Raw genomic sequence first — 19378 nt, forward strand, 5'->3', positions numbered from 1 at the left:
TAGTAGTTAGTATTTTATTAAGGGGATAATGGTAGTTAAATGTAAAATTTATGATAATACGTCTCTCTCAAAATATATTTTTTATATATATACTTATTTCTTTAGGAGTTACCAACAGTATTTTTTCTCAGATTCCAAATGCTCAAAAAGCTGGGGCTAATGCATATTTTAGAGGGAATTATATTGAAGCAGGGTTATCAGATAGAGGAACTTTTGGAGCACCTAATGGAACGAGGCCATCAGGATATCACAATTCAAGGATGTCATTGCTTGGTTTCATAGCCAATCCTGCAAAAGATGGTTGGATTAATTATGATGGAGATTATTTTATACCAGGTAGTCCAGAGGAAGGCTTTGCTTTAGAGATTAATACAATAGCTTATAACAATAATACACGTGATGCTTTAAAGCAAATAGGAGGTGCAATTACTTATGTTAACTCTAATATAAGTTATTGTGGAGAAAATGCCGCTGAAGTCATATGGGAGGGAGCTATTGGGGGAATAAATATACATAGATCTTACTTACTAACAGAAAACGGTTTGTTTATTAAAATGACCACTACTTTAACAAACATAACATCGACAGATTTAACAAATATTTATTGGATGCACAATGTTGATCCTGACAATAATCAAACTTTATCAGGAAATTATACAACAACTAATACAATTGAAGCTCAGTCATCGAGTTTCTTAGATAAATTAGCAGTTGTAAAGGCAGAACAAGGTGCGGTAGGAGGTGCAACAGATCCAGATGGATCTGTTGTATCAATAATGGCTTCAGATGATAGAGCACGAGTTACATATGGAGGTTTTTCCAACAGAGATCCATCAGCAATTTGGAATGGTACAGATAGTGGTCTGGTCAATACAGAAGGAGCATCCTTGTCAGCAGATGAAGCGATCTCAATAGCATTCAATATTGGTACTTTAAAAGCAGGAAAAAGTACTGAATTTACATATTTTTATATTTTAAGTACAGATTATGCTAGTGTATTAAATTGTAGTGATGAAGACGGTGATGGAAATCCAGATTTAAATGATCAGGACGACGACGATGATGGAATTTTGGATATTGAAGAATCTCATGGGAATCAACCTGATGGTGATGAAGATGGTGATGGTATTGTAAATTGGCAAGATAATTTTGATAATGGTTTTACTGGTGATGGATCTGTAACCGATTATACGGATGCAAATAATGATGGTATACCAGATGTATATGATAATGACCAAGATTTAATACCGAATCATTTAGACCTTGATTCTGATAATGATGGATGCTATGATTCTTTGGAGGGGAGCAATTCATTAAATCAATCAGATATTGATGAAAATGGACGCTTGACAGGTGGTGGAAATTTGCTAACAGGAATACCTTTAGTTGTTGGTAGTGGACAAAATGATATTAGTTCGCAAAATTCAATGATTACAGGAAATCAATGTGATGATGATAATGATACTATTCCGAATATTTCTGATCTATGTAATGGATATGATGATAGAATCGATTCAGATTCAGATTCTATACCAGATAGTTGTGATTTAGATTCAGATAATGATGGAATTTTAGATGATGAAGAATGTTCTTCTAGTTCAAGTAATTTTACTGTTGCGTCATCAACCAGTGGTAGTTTTATTTTAGCTAATTCTGGAGGAACAGCCAATTGGATAATATCTAATAGTGGACAAAATACAATAACTTCTAATGGTCTTTCCGATAAAAATGAACTTTATTTTGTTTATGAAGGAACAACTCCATGGGATTTGACAACAACATTTCAAATAAATGATCTCCCTAGTGGATCAGAGATAAGACTTAAATTGTATGGTTTTGTAGATAAAATATCTTCAGATTTTGAAGCTTCTTTTGGTTCTAGGTTTAGTACATATACAGTTTCTTGGGTTGGTGGTAATGGAAATGCTAAAATTTATGATCCAGAAGGGACTCAGATTTCTGGAGGAGAACAGTTTATTTCTAATGGAGGAAGCTTTACTCAAAATATAGGAGATAGATCAAGTGGCGCATGGAGTAATAATTTATTAGAATGGTATATCGTATTTCCTGTGGGAGCTACTGAATTTACTATTTCAGCTATTGGAGGTGCAGCAAAAGAAGGATTTAGGTTTACAGCTGATGAAGTATATTGTCCTGATTCGGATATAGATGGAACACCAGATTATTTGGATTTGGACAGTGATAATGATGGTTGTTATGATGCCATTGAGGCTGATGAGGAGGTTAAAGAATCTGATTTAGATTCAAATGGAAGAATAGCTATTGCGATCGATGGCCATACAGACGGAGTTCCTAATTTAGTGAGTTCAGGAGGAGTTGCCGATCTAGGAGGTGACGAAGGTCAAGGAATTACTGAAGGTGTTAAAGAGGCTTCGACTCTTGAAATTGATTTAGAACCAAGTGACATTACAATTTGTTTAGGTGAGAATGTAACCTTTACGGGAGCAGCTTCCTCTTTAAGTACAACGACATTTACAGGTACAGCACCGACAACCATACCAGATTATAGTGGAAGTACACCCAATACTGCAGATTTAGTATATCAATGGCAAGAACAATTAAATACTAGTAGCTCATGGACTAATATTCCTAACGGAGGAATTTATAGCAATGCAACAACAGCAAGTTTAACTTTAACGAATCCTTTGGTAGGAGCTTCGAATAATAAATACAGATTGTTAGTAACCAGTACAAAAAACGGATGTGCTAGTGTAACGACTTCGGAAGCTACTTTAATTATTAATGATGTAACGGGTGGAACTGTTGGATCAAATCAAACAATTTGTTTAGGAGATGATCCGGTCGCCTTTACAGAAACAGTAGCTTCCACAGGAAGCGGAACTTTGAGTTATCAATGGGAAAGTAGCACCGACGGATCTATCTTTACACCTATTGGAGGAGCTACTAATGCCACGTATGATGCAGGAGTGCTTACTCAGACCATGTGGTATAGAAGAGAAGTATCTTCTTTACTTAATGGAGTTACTTGTACCGCCTTAAGCAATATTGTACAAATTACCGCAGATTCAGTTCCGACGATTAGCATTGATGATAATACAGTTGCAGAAGGAACCACCGCAAACTTTACAGCTACCATAAGTCAAGCGATAGCCTGTGATGTTACTTTTGATGTAACTACGAGTGATGGCACGGCAATGGGAGGAAGTGATTACACATCACAAACGAGTCAAAGTTACACGATTACCGCAGGAAATACTACGGTAACGATTCCAGTAGTAACAACTAATGATAGTACGTATGAACCAACGAATGAAACGTATACAGTAACATTGAGTAATGTTCAGACAGGAACGGGAACTTTAATTACAACAACTGACTTGGTAGGATCCGGAACGATTACCGATTTAGGTGATAATGCTCCAACGATTAGTATCGATGATATTGCAGTTGCCGAAGGAAGTACAGCAAACTTTACGGCTACCTTAAGTCATCCCTCCCAATATGATGTTACTTTTGATGTAAGCACGAGTGATGGCTCGGCCACCGCAGGCGATGATTATACAGCCCAAAGTAGTGTACGTTATACGATTCCAGCAGGAAGTACTACGGTAATTATTCCAGTAGCAACGACTGATGATAGTACGTATGAGCCAACTAATGAGACCTATACTGTTACGATGAGTAACGTGAGTATTGGTTCAACTCCAGCAGAGGCCATTACAACAACTGACTTGGTAGGATCCGGAACGATTACCGATTTAGGCGATAGTGCTCCAACGATTAGTATCGATGATATTACAGTTGCCGAAGGAAGTACAGCAAACTTTACGGCTACTTTAAGTAATGCTGCTCAGTATGATGTTACTTTTGATGTAAGCACGAGTGATGGCTCGGCCACCGCAGGCGATGATTATTCATCACAAAGTAGTGTACTTTATACGATTTTAGCCGGAAGTACCACAGTAACGATTCCGGTGGTAACGATCAATGATACTACCTACGAGCCAACTAATGAGACCTATACTGTTACGATGAGTAATGTGAGTATTGGTTCAACTCCAGCAGAGGCCATTACAACAACGGACTTGGTAGGATCCGGAACGATTACCGATTTAGGCGATAGTGCTCCAACGATTAGTATCGATGATATTACAGTTGCCGAAGGAAGTACAGCAAACTTTACGGCTACCTTAAGTCATCCTTCCCAATATGATGTTACTTTTGATGTAAGCACGAGTGATGGCTCGGCCACCGCAGTCGATGATTATACATCACAAAGTAGTGTACTTTATACGATTTTAGCCGGAAGTACCACAGTAACGATTCCGGTGGTAACGATCAATGATACTACCTACGAGCCAACTGATGAGACCTATACTGTTACGATGAGTAATGTAAGTATTGGTTCAACTCCAGCAGAGGCCATTACAACAACGGACTTGGTAGGATCCGGAACGATTACCGATTTAGGTGATAGTGCTCCAACGATTAGTATCGATGATATTACAGTTGCCGAAGGAAGTACAGCAAACTTTACGGCTACCTTAAGTCATCCCTCCCAATATGATGTTACTTTTGATGTAAGCACGAGTGATGGCTCGGCCACCGCAGGCGATGATTATACATCACAAAGTAGTGTACGTTATACGATTCCAGTAGGAAGTACTACGGTAATTATTCCAGTAGCAACGACTGATGATAGTACGTATGAGCCAACTAATGAGACCTATACTGTTACGATGAGTAACGTGAGTATTGGTTCAACTCTAGCAGAGGCCATTACAACAACGGACTTGGTAGGATCCGGAACGATTACCGATTTAGGTGATAGTGCTCCAACGATTAGTATCGATGATATTACAGTTGCCGAAGGAAGTACAGCAAACTTTACGGCTACCTTAAGTCATCCCTCCCAATATGATGTTACTTTTGATGTAAGCACGAGTGATGGCTCGGCCACCGCAGGCGATGATTATACAGCCCAAAGTAGTGTACGTTATACGATTCCAGCCGGAAGTACCACAGTAACGATTCCGGTGGTAACGATCAATGACACTACCTACGAGCCAACCAATGAGACCTATACTGTTACGATGAGTAACGTAAGTATTGGTTCAACTCCAGCAGAGGCCATTACCACGACAGATTTGGTAGGATCCGGAACGATTACCGATTTAGGTGATAATGCTCCAACGATTAGTATCGATGATATTACAGTTGCCGAAGGAAGTACAGCAAACTTTACGGCTACCTTAAGTCATCCCTCCCAATATGATGTTACTTTTGATGTAAGCACGAGTGATGGCTCGGCCACCGCAGGCGATGATTATACAGCCCAAAGTAGTGTACGTTATACGATTCCAGCAGGAAGTACTACGGTAATTATTCCAGTAGCAACGACTGATGATAGTACGTATGAGCCAACTAATGAGACCTATACTGTTACGATGAGTAACGTGAGTATTGGTTCAACTCTAGCAGAGGCCATTACAACAACGGACTTGGTAGGATCCGGAACGATTACCGATTTAGGTGATAGTGCTCCAACGATTAGTATCGATGATATTACAGTTGCCGAAGGAAGTACAGCAAACTTTACGGCTACCTTAAGTCATCCCTCCCAATATGATGTTACTTTTGATGTAAGCACGAGTGATGGCTCGGCCACCGCAGGCGATGATTATACAGCCCAAAGTAGTGTACGTTATACGATTCCAGCCGGAAGTACCACAGTAACGATTCCGGTGGTAACGATCAATGACACTACCTACGAGCCAACCAATGAGACCTATACTGTTACAATGAGTAACGTAAGTATTGGTTCAACTCCAGCAGAGGCCATTACAACAACTGACTTGGTAGGATCCGGAACGATTACCGATTTAGGTGATAGTGCTCCAACGATTAGTATCGATGATATTACAGTTGCCGAAGGAAGTACAGCAAACTTTACGGCTACCTTAAGTCATCCCTCCCAATATGATGTTACTTTTGATGTAAGCACGAGTGATGGCTCGGCCACCGCAGGCGATGATTATACGTCACAAACGAGTCAGATATATACAATTACCGCAGGAAGTACCACAGTAACGATTCCGGTGGTAACGATCAATGATACTACGTATGAGCCAACTGATGAGACCTATACTGTTACGATGAGTAATGTAAGTATTGGTTCAACTCCAGCAGAGGCTATTACAACAACTGACTTGGTAGGATCCGGAACGATTACCGATTTAGGTGATAGTGCTCCAACGATTAGTATCGATGATATTACAGTTGCCGAAGGAAGTATAGCAAACTTTACGGCTACCTTAAGTCATCCCTCCCAATATGATGTTACTTTTGATGTAAGCACGAGTGATGGCTCGGCCACCGCAGGCGATGATTATACATCACAAAGTAGTGTACGTTATACGATTCCAGCCGGAAGTACCACAGTAATGATTCCGGTGGTAACGATCAATGACACTACCTACGAGCCAACCAATGAGACCTATACTGTTACGATGAGTAATGTAAGTATTGGTTCAACTCCAGCAGAGGCCATTACAACAACTGACTTGGTAGGATCCGGAACGATTACCGATTTAGGTGATAGTGCTCCAACGATTAGTATCGATGATATTACAGTTGCCGAAGGAAGTACAGCAAACTTTACGGCTACCTTAAGTCATCCCTCCCAATATGATGTTACTTTTGATGTAAGCACGAGTGATGGCTCGGCCACCGCAGGCGATGATTATACAGCTCAAAGTAGTATTCTTTATACGATTCCAGCCGGAAGTACCACAGTAACGATTCCGGTGGTAACGACTGATGATAGTACGTATGAGCCAACCAATGAGACCTATACTGTTACGATGAGTAACGTGAGTATTGGTTCAACTCCAGTAGAGGCCATTACAACAACTGACTTGGTAGGATCCGGAACGATTACCGATTTAGGTGATAGTGCTCCAACGATTAGTATCGATGATATTACAGTTGCCGAAGGAAGTACAGTAAACTTTACGGCTACTTTAAGTCATCCCTCCCAATATGATGTTACTTTTGATGTAAGCACGAGTGATGGCTCGGCCACCGCAGGCGATGATTATACATCACAAAGTAGTCAAAGTTATACGATTTTAGCCGGAAGTACCACAGTAACGATTCCGGTAGTAACGATCAATGATACTACCTACGAGCCAACCAATGAGACCTATACTGTTACGATGAGTAACGTGAGTATTGGTTCAACTCCAGCAGAGGCCATTACCACGACAGATTTGGTAGGATCCGGAACGATTACCGATTTAGGTGATAGTGCTCCAACGATTAGTATCGATGATATTACAGTTGCCGAAGGAAGTACAGCAAACTTTACGGCTACCTTAAGTCATCCTTCACAATATGATGTTACTTTTGATGTAAGCACGAGTGATGGCTCGGCCACCGCAGGCGATGATTATACGTCACAAACGAGTCAGATATATACAATTACCGCAGGAAGTACGACAGTAACGATTCCGGTGGTAACGATCAATGACACTACCTACGAGCCAACCAATGAGAGCTATACTGTTACGATGAGTAATGTAAGTATTGGTTCAACTCCAGCAGAGGCCATTACAACAACTGACTTGGTAGGATCCGGAACGATTACCGATTTAGGCGATAGTGCTCCAACGATTAGTATCGATGATATTACAGTTGCCGAAGGAAGTACAGCAAACTTTACGGCTACTTTAAGTAATGCTGCTCAGTATGATGTTACTTTTGATGTAAGTACGAGTGATGGCTCGGCCACCGCAGGCGATGATTATACAGCTCAAAGTAGTCAAAGTTATACGATTCCAGCCGGAAGTACCACAGTAACGATTCCGGTGGTAACGATCAATGATACTACCTACGAGCCAACTAATGAGACCTATACTGTTACGATGAGTAATGTAAGTATTGGTTCAACTTCAGCAGAGGCCATTACCACGACAGATTTGGTAGGAGCCGGAACGATTACCGATTTAGGCGATAGTGCTCCAACGATTAGTATCGATGATATTACAGTTGCCGAAGGAAGTACAGCAAACTTTACGGCTACTTTAAGTCATCCCTCCCAATATGATGTTACTTTTGATGTAAGCACGAGTGATGGCTCGGCCACCGCAGGCGATGATTATACAGCTCAAAGTAGTGTACGTTATACGATTCCAGCAGGAAGTACCACAGTAGCGATTCCGGTGGTAACGATCAATGATACTACCTACGAGCCAACCAATGAGACCTATACTGTTACGATGAGTAACGTGAGTATTGGTTCAACTCCAGCAGAGGTCATTACAACAACGGACTTGGTAGGATCCGGAACGATTACCGATTTAGGTGATAGTGCTCCAACGATTAGTATCGATGATATTACAGTTGCCGAAGGAAGTACAGCAAACTTTACGGCTACCTTAAGTCATCCCTCCCAATATGATGTTACTTTTGATGTAAGCACGAGTGATGGCTCGGCCACCGCAGGCGATGATTATACATCACAAAGTAGTGTACGTTATACGATTCCAGCCGGAAGTACCACAGTGATGATTCCGGTGGTAACGATCAATGACACTACCTACGAGCCAACCAATGAGACCTATACTGTTACGATGAGTAATGTAAGTATTGGTTCAACTCCAGCAGAGGCCATTACCACGACAGATTTGGTAGGATCCGGAACGATTACCGATTTAGGTGATAGTGCTCCAACGATTAGTATCGATGATATTACAGTTGCTGAAGGAAGTACAGCAAACTTTACGGCTACTTTAAGTAATCCCTCCCAATATGATGTTACTTTTGATGTAAGTACGAGTGATGGCTCGGCCACCGCAGGCGATGATTATACGTCACAAACGAGTCAGATATATACAATTACCGCCGGAAGTACCACAGTAACGATTCCGGTAGTAACGATCAATGATACTACCTACGAGCCAACTAATGAGACCTATACTGTTACGATGAGTAACGTGAGTATTGGTTCAACTCCAGCAGAGGCCATTACAACAACGGACTTGGTAGGATCCGGAACGATTACCGATTTAGGTGATAGTGCTCCAACGATTAGTATCGATGATATTACAGTTGCCGAAGGAAGTACAGCAAACTTTACGGCTACCTTAAGTCATCCCTCCCAATATGATGTTACTTTTGATGTAAGCACGAGTGATGGCTCGGCCACTGCAAGCGATGATTATACGTCACAAACGAGTCAGATATATACAATTACCGCAGGAAGTACCACGGTTACGATTCCAGTGGTAACGATTAATGATACTACCTACGAGCCAACCAATGAGACCTATACTGTTACGATGAGTAACGTAAGTATTGGTTCAACTCCAGCAGAGGCCATTACAACAACGGACTTGGTAGGATCCGGAACGATTACCGATTTAGGCGATAGTGCTCCAACGATTAGTATCGATGATATTACAGTTGCCGAAGGAAGTACAGCAAACTTTACGGCTACTTTAAGTAATGCTGCTCAGTATGATGTTACTTTTGATGTAAGTACGAGTGATGGCTCGGCCACCGCAGGCGATGATTATACATCACAAAGTAGTGTACGTTATACGATTTTAGCCGGAAGTACCACAGTAACGATTCCGGTGGTAACGATTAATGATACTACCTACGAGCCAACTAATGAGACCTATACTGTTACGATGAGTAACGTGAGTATTGGTTCAACTCCAGCAGAGGCCATTACAACAACGGACTTGGTAGGATCCGGAACGATTACCGATTTAGGTGATAGTGCTCCAACGATTAGTATCGATGATATTACAGTTGCCGAAGGAAGTACAGCAAACTTTACGGCTACTTTAAGTAATGCTGCTCAGTACGATGTTACTTTTGATGTAAGTACGAGTGATGGCTCGGCCACCGCAGGCGATGATTATACAGCTCAAAGTAGTATTCTTTATACGATTTTAGCCGGAAGTACCACAGTAACGATTCCGGTGGTAACGATCAATGATACTACCTACGAGCCAACTAATGAGACCTATACTGTTACGATGAGTAACGTGAGTATTGGTTCAACTCCAGCAGAGGCCATTACAACAACGGACTTGGTAGGATCCGGAACGATTACCGATTTAGGTGATAGTGCTCCAACGATTAGTATCGATGATATTACAGTTGCCGAAGGAAGTACAGCAAACTTTACGGCTACTTTAAGTAATGCTGCTCAGTATGATGTTACTTTTGATGTAAGCACGAGTGATGGCTCGGCCACCGCAGGCGATGATTATACAGCCCAAAGTAGTGTTCTTTATACGATTCCAGCCGGAAGTACCACAGTAACGATTCCGGTGGTAACGATCAATGACACTACCTACGAGCCAACTAATGAGACCTATACTGTTACGATGAGTAACGTGAGTATTGGTTCAACTCCAGCAGAGGCCATTACAACAACTGACTTGGTAGGATCCGGAACGATTACCGATTTAGGCGATAGTGCTCCAACGATTAGTATCGATGATATTACAGTTGCCGAAGGAAGTACAGCAAACTTTACGGCTACTTTAAGTAATGCTGCTCAGTATGATGTTACTTTTGATGTAAGTACGAGTGATGGCTCGGCCACCGCAGGCGATGATTATTCATCACAAAGTAGTGTACTTTATACGATTTTAGCCGGAAGTACCACAGTAACGATTCCGGTGGTAACGATCAATGATACTACCTACGAGCCAACTGATGAGACCTATACTGTTACGATGAGTAATGTGAGTATTGGTTCAACTCCAGCAGAGGCCATTACAACAACGGACTTGGTAGGATCCGGAACGATTACCGATTTAGGCGATAGTGCTCCAACGATTAGTATCGATGATATTACAGTTGCCGAAGGAAGTACAGCAAACTTTACGGCTACCTTAAGTCATCCTTCCCAATATGATGTTACTTTTGATGTAAGCACGAGTGATGGCTCGGCCACCGCAGTCGATGATTATACATCACAAAGTAGTGTACTTTATACGATTTTAGCCGGAAGTACCACAGTAACGATTCCGGTGGTAACGATCAATGATACTACCTACGAGCCAACTGATGAGACCTATACTGTTACGATGAGTAATGTAAGTATTGGTTCAACTCCAGCAGAGGCCATTACAACAACGGACTTGGTAGGATCCGGAACGATTACCGATTTAGGTGATAGTGCTCCAACGATTAGTATCGATGATATTACAGTTGCCGAAGGAAGTACAGCAAACTTTACGGCTACTTTAAGTAATGCTGCTCAGTATGATGTTACTTTTGATGTAAGCACGAGTGATGGCTCGGCCACCGCAGGCGATGATTATACGGCTCAAAGTAGTGTACTTTATACGATTTTAGCCGGAAGTACCACAGTAACGATTCCGGTGGTAACGATTGATGACACTACCTACGAGCCAACTAATGAGATCTATACTGTTACGATGAGTAATGTAAGTATTGGTTCAACTCCAGCAGAGGCCATTACAACAACGGACTTGGTAGGATCCGGAACGATTACCGATTTAGGCGATAGTGCTCCAACGATTAGTATCGATGATATTACAGTTGCCGAAGGAAGTACAGCAAACTTTACGGCTACCTTAAGTCATCCTTCACAATATGATGTTACTTTTGATGTAAGCACTAGTGATGGCTCGGCCACCGCAGGCGATGATTATACAGCCCAAAGTAGTGTACGTTATACGATTCCAGCCGGAAGTACAGTAGTAACGATTCCGGTGGTAACGATCAATGATACTACCTACGAGCCAACCAATGAGACCTATACTGTTACGATGAGTAACGTGAGTATTGGTTCAACTCCAGCAGAGGCCATTACAACAACTGACTTGGTAGGATCCGGAACGATTACCGATTTAGGTGATAGTGCTCCAACGATTAGTATCGATGATATTACAGTTGCCGAAGGAAGTACAGCAAACTTTACGGCTACCTTAAGCAACCCCTCCCAATATGATGTTACTTTTGATGTAAGCACTAGTGATGGCTCGGCCACCGCAGGCGATGATTATACATCACAAAGTAGTGTTCTTTATACGATTCCAGCCGGAAGTACCACAGTAACGATTCCGGTGGTAACGATTAATGATACTACCTACGAGCCAACTAATGAGACCTATACTGTTACGATGAGTAACGTGAGTATTGGTTCAACTCCAGCAGAGGCCATTACAACAACGGACTTGGTAGGATCCGGAACGATTACCGACTTAGGTGATAGTGCTCCAACGATTAGTATCGATGATATTGCAGTTGCCGAAGGAAGTACAGCAAACTTTACGGCTACTTTAAGTCATCCCTCCCAATATGATGTTACTTTTGATGTAAGTACGAGTGATGGCTCGGCCACTGCAAGCGATGATTATACGTCACAAACGAGTCAGATATATACAATTACCGCAGGAAGTACCACGGTTACGATTCCAGTTGTAACGATTAATGATACTACCTACGAGCCAACCAATGAGACCTATACTGTTACGATGAGTAACGTGAGTATTGGTTCAACTCCAGCAGAGGCCATTACAACAACTGACTTGGTAGGATCCGGAACGATTACCGATTTAGGCGATAGTGCTCCAACGATTAGTATCGATGATATTACAGTTGCCGAAGGAAGTATAGCAAACTTTACGGCTACTTTAAGTCATCCCTCCCAATATGATGTTACTTTTGATGTAAGCACTAGTGATGGCTCGGCCACCGCAGGCGATGATTATACGGCTCAAAGTAGTGTACTTTATACGATTTTAGCCGGAAGTACCACAGTAACGATTCCGGTGGTAACGATTGATGACACTACCTACGAGCCAACTAATGAGATCTATACTGTTACGATGAGTAATGTAAGTATTGGTTCAACTCCAGCAGAGGCCATTACAACAACGGACTTGGTAGGATCCGGAACGATTACCGATTTAGGCGATAGTGCTCCAACGATTAGTATCGATGATATTACAGTTGCCGAAGGAAGTACAGCAAACTTTACGGCTACCTTAAGTCATCCTTCACAATATGATGTTACTTTTGATGTAAGTACGAGTGATGGCTCGGCCACCGCAGGCGATGATTATACAGCCCAAAGTAGTGTACGTTATACGATTCCAGCCGGAAGTACCGTAGTAACGATTCCGGTGGTAACGATCAATGATACTACCTACGAGCCAACTAATGAGACCTATACTGTTACGATGAGTAACGTGAGTATTGGTTCAACTCCAGCAGAGGCCATTACAACAACTGACTTGGTAGGATCCGGAACGATTACCGATTTAGGTGATAGTGCTCCAACGATTAGTATCGATGATATTACAGTTGCCGAAGGAAGTACAGCAAACTTTACGGCTACCTTAAGTCATCCTTCACAATATGATGTTACTTTTGATGTAAGTACGAGTGATGGCTCGGCCACCGCAGGCGATGATTATACATCACAAAGTAGTGTACTTTATACGATTTTAGCCGGAAGTACCACAGTAACGATTCCGGTGGTAACGATCAATGACACTACCTATGAGCCAACCAATGAGACCTATACTGTTACGATGAGTAACGTGAGTATTGGTTCAACTCCAGCAGAGGCCATTACCACGACAGATTTGGTAGGATCCGGAACGATTACCGATTTAGGTGATAGTGCTCCAACGATTAGTATCGATGATATTGCAGTTGCCGAAGGAAGTACAGCAAACTTTACGGCTACCTTAAGTCATCCTTCACAATATGATGTTACTTTTGATGTAAGCACGAGTGATGGCTTTGCCACCGCAGGCGATGATTATACATCACAAAGTAGTGTACGTTATACGATTTTAGCCGGAAGTACCACAGTAACGATTCCGGTGGTAACGATTAATGATACTACCTATGAGCCAACTAATGAGACCTATACTGTTACGATGAGTAACGTGAGTATTGGTTCAACTCCAGCAGAGGCCATTACAACAACGGACTTGGTAGGATCCGGAACGATTACCGATTTAGGTGATAGTGCTCCAACGATTAGTATCGATGATATTACAGTTGCCGAAGGAAGTACAGCAAACTTTACGGCTACTTTAAGTAATGCTGCTCAGTATGATGTTACTTTTGATGTAAGCACGAGTGATGGCTCGGCCACCGCAGGCGATGATTATACATCACAAAGTAGTGTACTTTATACGATTTTAGCCGGAAGTACCACAGTAACGATTCCGGTAGTAACGACTGATGACACTACCTACGAGCCAACCAATGAGACCTATACTGTTACGATGAGTAACGTGAGTATTGGTTCAACTCCAGCAGAGGCTATTACAACAACTGACTTAGTAGGAGCCGGAACGATTACCGATTTAGGTGATAGTGCTCCAACGATTAGTATCGATGATATTACAGTTGCCGAAGGAAGTACAGCAAACTTTACGGCTACCTTAAGCAACCCCTCCCAATATGATGTTACTTTTGATGTAAGCACGAGTGATGGCTCGGCCACCGCAAGCGATGATTATACATCACAAAGTAGTGTACGTTATACGATTCTAGCAGGAAGTACCACTGTAATGATTCCGGTGGTAACGATCAATGATACTACGTATGAGCCAACCAATGAGACCTATACTGTTACGATGAGTAATGTAAGTATTGGTTCAACTCCAGCAGAGGCCATTACAACAACTGACTTGGTAGGATCCGGAACGATTACCGATTTAGGTGATAATGCTCCAACGATTAGTATCGATGATATTACAGTTGCCGAAGGAAGTATAGCAAACTTTACGGCTACTTTAAGTAATGCATCGCAGTACGATGTAACGTTTGATGTTTCAACCAATGATTTAACTGCTACATTTGGAACCGATTATTTACAACAAATCAATGTAAGTTATACAATACCTGAAGGAAGTACAACAGTTATTATTCCAATAACAACTATTGACAATAATGTTTATGAGACAACAGAAACTTATGAAGTCTTATTGAGTAATGTTTTTATAGGTTCCCCAAGTCCCGAGGCGATAACTATGACAGATTTAGTTGGTGGAGGAACAATTACAGATAATGATGTAAACAATCCATGTTTACCAGATTCAACAGATACTGATGGCGATGGTTATTGTGATGCTATAGATCCAGGTCCCAATGATCCTTGTATTCCCGATAATACCGATGCTGATAATGATGGCGTTTGTGATACGGTTGATCCAGATCCAAGTGATCCATGTATTCCTGACAATACCGATGCTGACAATGACGGTGTATGTGATACAGTAGATCCGAATCCAAGCGATCCCTGTATACCAGATGCTACCGATGCCGATGGTGACGGTTATTGTGATACAGTAGATCCGAATCCGAGTGATCCTTGTATACCAGATAGTACGGATGCTGATAATGATGGCGTTTGTGATACGATAGATCCAAATCCTACAGATCCTTGCGTTCCTGATAATACCGATGCTGATAATGATGGCGTTTGTGACACGGTAGATCCAAACCCGAGTGATTCTTGTGTTCCCAAAAGTACTGACACAGATGGTGATGGTTATTGTGATATTGTTGATCCAGGTCCCAATGATCCGTGTATACCAGATGCGACTGATAGTGATGGCGATGGTTATTGTGATACTGTTGATCCAGGTCCCAATGATCCGTGTATTCCAGACGCTATAGATGCCGATGGCGATGGCGTTTGTGATACTGTAGATCCAGAAGTTGTAACACCTTGTAGCTCTCTTGATTTAGATAGCGATGGCGACGGGATATGCGATAGTGTTGATCCTAACCCAACAAATCCATGCGTTCCCAATGGAGCAGATAGTGATGGCGATGGCGTTTGTGATATTATAGATCCAAATCCAAGTGATCCATGTAATCCCAATTCATTAGATGAAGATGGCGATGGTTATTGTGACACGGTAGATCCAAATCCCACAGATCCATGTATACCAGATGCGACAGATGCTGATGGTGATGGCGTTTGTGATACGATAGACCCAAATCCCAATGATCCATGTAATCCAAATTCTATGGATGAAGATGGTGATGGTTATTGTGATACTATAGACCCGAATCCCACTGATCCCTGTATACCAGATGCTACAGATGCTGATGGTGATGGCGTTTGTGATACCATAGATCCGAATCCGAATGATCCATGTGATTCAGATAGTGCAGATAGTGATGGTGATGGTTATTGTGATACTGTAGATCCCAATCCCACAGATCCCTGTATTCCAGATGCCAGGGATGCAGATGGCGATGGAATCTGTGATACGATAGACCCAAATCCAAATGAGTCATGTGATCCGAATTCAGTTGATGCTGATAATGATGGCGTTTGTGATACGGTTGATCCAGATCCAAGTGATCCCTGTATACCGAATGCTACAGATGCCGATGGTGACGGCGTTTGTGATACGGTTGATCCAAATCCAAATGATCCCTGCATTCCTAATGGAAGTGATATAGATGGTGATGGCATTTGTGATGTTGTTGATCCGATAGTCACTGACCCCTGTCCTGTAGGAGCTCCAGATAGCGATGGTGATGGTGTTTGTGATACGGTTGATCCAGATCCAAGCGATCCCTGTATACCAGATGCTACCGATGCAGATGGTGATGGCGTTTGTGATACGGTTGATCCAGATCCAAATGATCCCTGTATACCCGATAATACAGATGCCGATGCAGATGGTGTTTGTGATACGGTTGATCCAGATCCAGGTAATCCATGTATCCCAAATAGTCATGATGAAGATATGGATGGTGTTTGCGATACTATAGATCCCGATATAACAGAACCTTGTGTGCCTGATAGCGCCGATAGTGATGGTGATGGTATTTGTGATGTCATAGATCCAAACCCGAGTGATCCTTGTATTCCAAATAGTAACGATGAAGATATGGATGGCGTTTGTGATACAGTTGATCCAGATCCCACAGATCCATGTGTTCCAAATAATACAGATGCTGATAATGATGGGGTCTGTGATGTAATAGATCCAGATCCAGGTAATCCATGTATTCCCAATAGTCATGATGAAGATATGGATGGTGTTTGCGATACAGTAGATCCCGATATAACAGACCCATGTATTCCAGATAACACAGATGCAGATGGTGATGGGGTCTGTGATGTAATAGATCCAGATCCAAGTAATCCATGTATTCCAGACAATACAGACAGTGATGGTGATGGTACTTGTGATATTTTGGATGTTATGCCTAATGATTCTTGTATGCCAGATCCATTTGCTATAGGAACAGCAGACTGTGATGGTGATGGTATTAGTAATGCTGATGAATACGATTCGAATGGTGACGGCAGTGGTCCTGATGATCAGGATGGTGATGGAATATTAGATGTATTAGATATCGATGATGATGGTGATGGTATTTTAACTAGCGTAGAAGTAGGAGATGATAGAACGAATCCTGACGATACTGATGGTGATGGAGTTCCTGATTACCAAGATTTGGATAGTGATAATGATGGTATTTCTGATTTAGTAGAAGGAGGAGGAGATTCTAATTTGGATGCTAATAATGATGGTGTTATTGATGATCAAACAGATAGTGATAATGATGGCTTACCCGATTTGGTTGATTCAGATAATGGAGGCACAGTTTCCAGTACTCCTGATACTGATGGTGATGGAGTTCCAGATTATCAAGATTTAGATAGTGATGGCGACGGAATTAATGATGTTATTGAAGCAGGCGGAGCTGATACTAACAATGATGGTCAAATAGATACAGACAATTTGGTCGATGGTACCAATTTACCAGATGAAGATAATGATGGTACTCCCGACACTCAAGAACCAAATAATGATGCTTTGTCAGGAAGTTTAGACGTAGATGGTGATGGTGTTATTGATGACCAAACCGACAGTGATGGTGACGGAATAGCAGATGTAGTTGATGGCTTGGATGGCTTTGGAGATGCCTTGACAACGGATACAGATGGCGATGGCATAGAAGATTTATATGATTTGGATGATGATAATGATGGTATTTTGGATGTTGTAGAACAATTAGGAGACGAAAATAGAGATACTGATAATGATGGAATTCCAGATCATTTAGATTTAGATAGTGATGGAGACGGAGTTTTAGATTTAGTAGAAAGTGGACAAAACGCTAGTATTGTTGATGTTGATGGAGATGGTGTATTAGATAGCTTGCTTGATGCTGACAATGATGGAATTATCGATACAGCTGATGCTGACGATAGCGATATTAATGCAGGAAGCAAAACAATATTAGATGATACAGATGGAGATGGTAGACCTGATTTTCAAGATTTAGATAGCGATAATGATGGTATTTCAGATTTAGTAGAAAGTGGTACAGATATATCATTAGATATTGATGGAGATGGTGTTATCGATGATCAAAGTGATACTGATGGCGATGGTTTAGCTGACGTTGTAGATCCGAATCGAGGAGGTATGCGTCCTCGTATTCCAGATACAGATACTGATGGTATTCCAGATTATCAGGATATAGATAGTGATGATGATGGCGTTACGGATTTACAAGAAGGAGGCAGTGATCCATTATTGGATCTTGATGGTGATGGTATACTAGATACTTTCCTTGACAGTGATGGCGATGGTATGTTAGACTCAGTAGATCCTGATACTAATGGAGATGTGCCAGATACTCCAGATTTTGATGGTGATGGTTTACCAGATTACCAAGATATCGATGATGATGATGATGGTATTTTAACGATTTTAGAAGATGTTGATGGCGATGGTAATTTAAGTAACGACGATAGTGATGGCGATGGACTTCCCGACTATTTAGATATCGACGATGATGGTGATGGTATAGCCACGATTGATGAGTCAGCAGATCAAAATGGCGATGGAGGTCCAGAGGATGCATTGGATACAGATGAAGATGGAACTCCAGATTATTTAGACCCAGATACACTACCATGTTTGACGGTTTATAATGAGTTTACTCCCAATGGTGATGGTGCTAATGATACCTTCGTAATTTCTTGTATAGGGGAGGAACGTTATAAGCACAATCGATTAGAGATTTATAATCGTTGGGGGGTATTGGTTTATAGCAAGAATCGATATGATAATAGTTGGTCGGGAGAATCTACAGGTCGATTTAGCATCCAAGTAAAAAAGCAATTACCATCAGGTACTTATTATTATGTATTGGATTTAGGGACTGGAGCTAGTCCAAGGATTGGTTGGCTATATATCAATAGGGAATAAATTATAAAAGTGTTTTTCTTTAGTTATTATAACTAAAAGCATATGTAATTATATTAAGTGCATTTAGCATATCATTTGTTTAAATGCACTTAATTTTATTTAAATCTCCTATACTACATGCTAGATGA

The 19378-nt window shown here is 41.4% G+C and carries 1 protein-coding gene; it reads left to right on the plus strand.

The window, feature by feature from the left end; translation table 11 throughout:
• The first annotated feature begins 50 nt into the window (after window positions 1-50).
• The gene (locus ACSIGE_RS15165; protein WP_440880724.1) at window positions 51-19250 is read left to right on the plus strand and encodes a Calx-beta domain-containing protein; all 19200 of its coding nucleotides are present in this window, start codon (window positions 51-53) and stop codon (window positions 19248-19250) included.
• Window positions 19251-19378: the final 128 nt, after the last annotated feature.

Origin of the sequence: Tenacibaculum profundi (assembly GCF_052050075.1) — a bacterium.
Taxonomy (GTDB): Bacteria; Bacteroidota; Bacteroidia; order Flavobacteriales; family Flavobacteriaceae; genus Polaribacter.

Coding starts and splice junctions, on each gene's coding strand:
- ACSIGE_RS15165 (WP_440880724.1), top strand. CDS start 51: ATGATAATACGTCTCTCTCAAAATATATTTTTTATATATATACTTATT.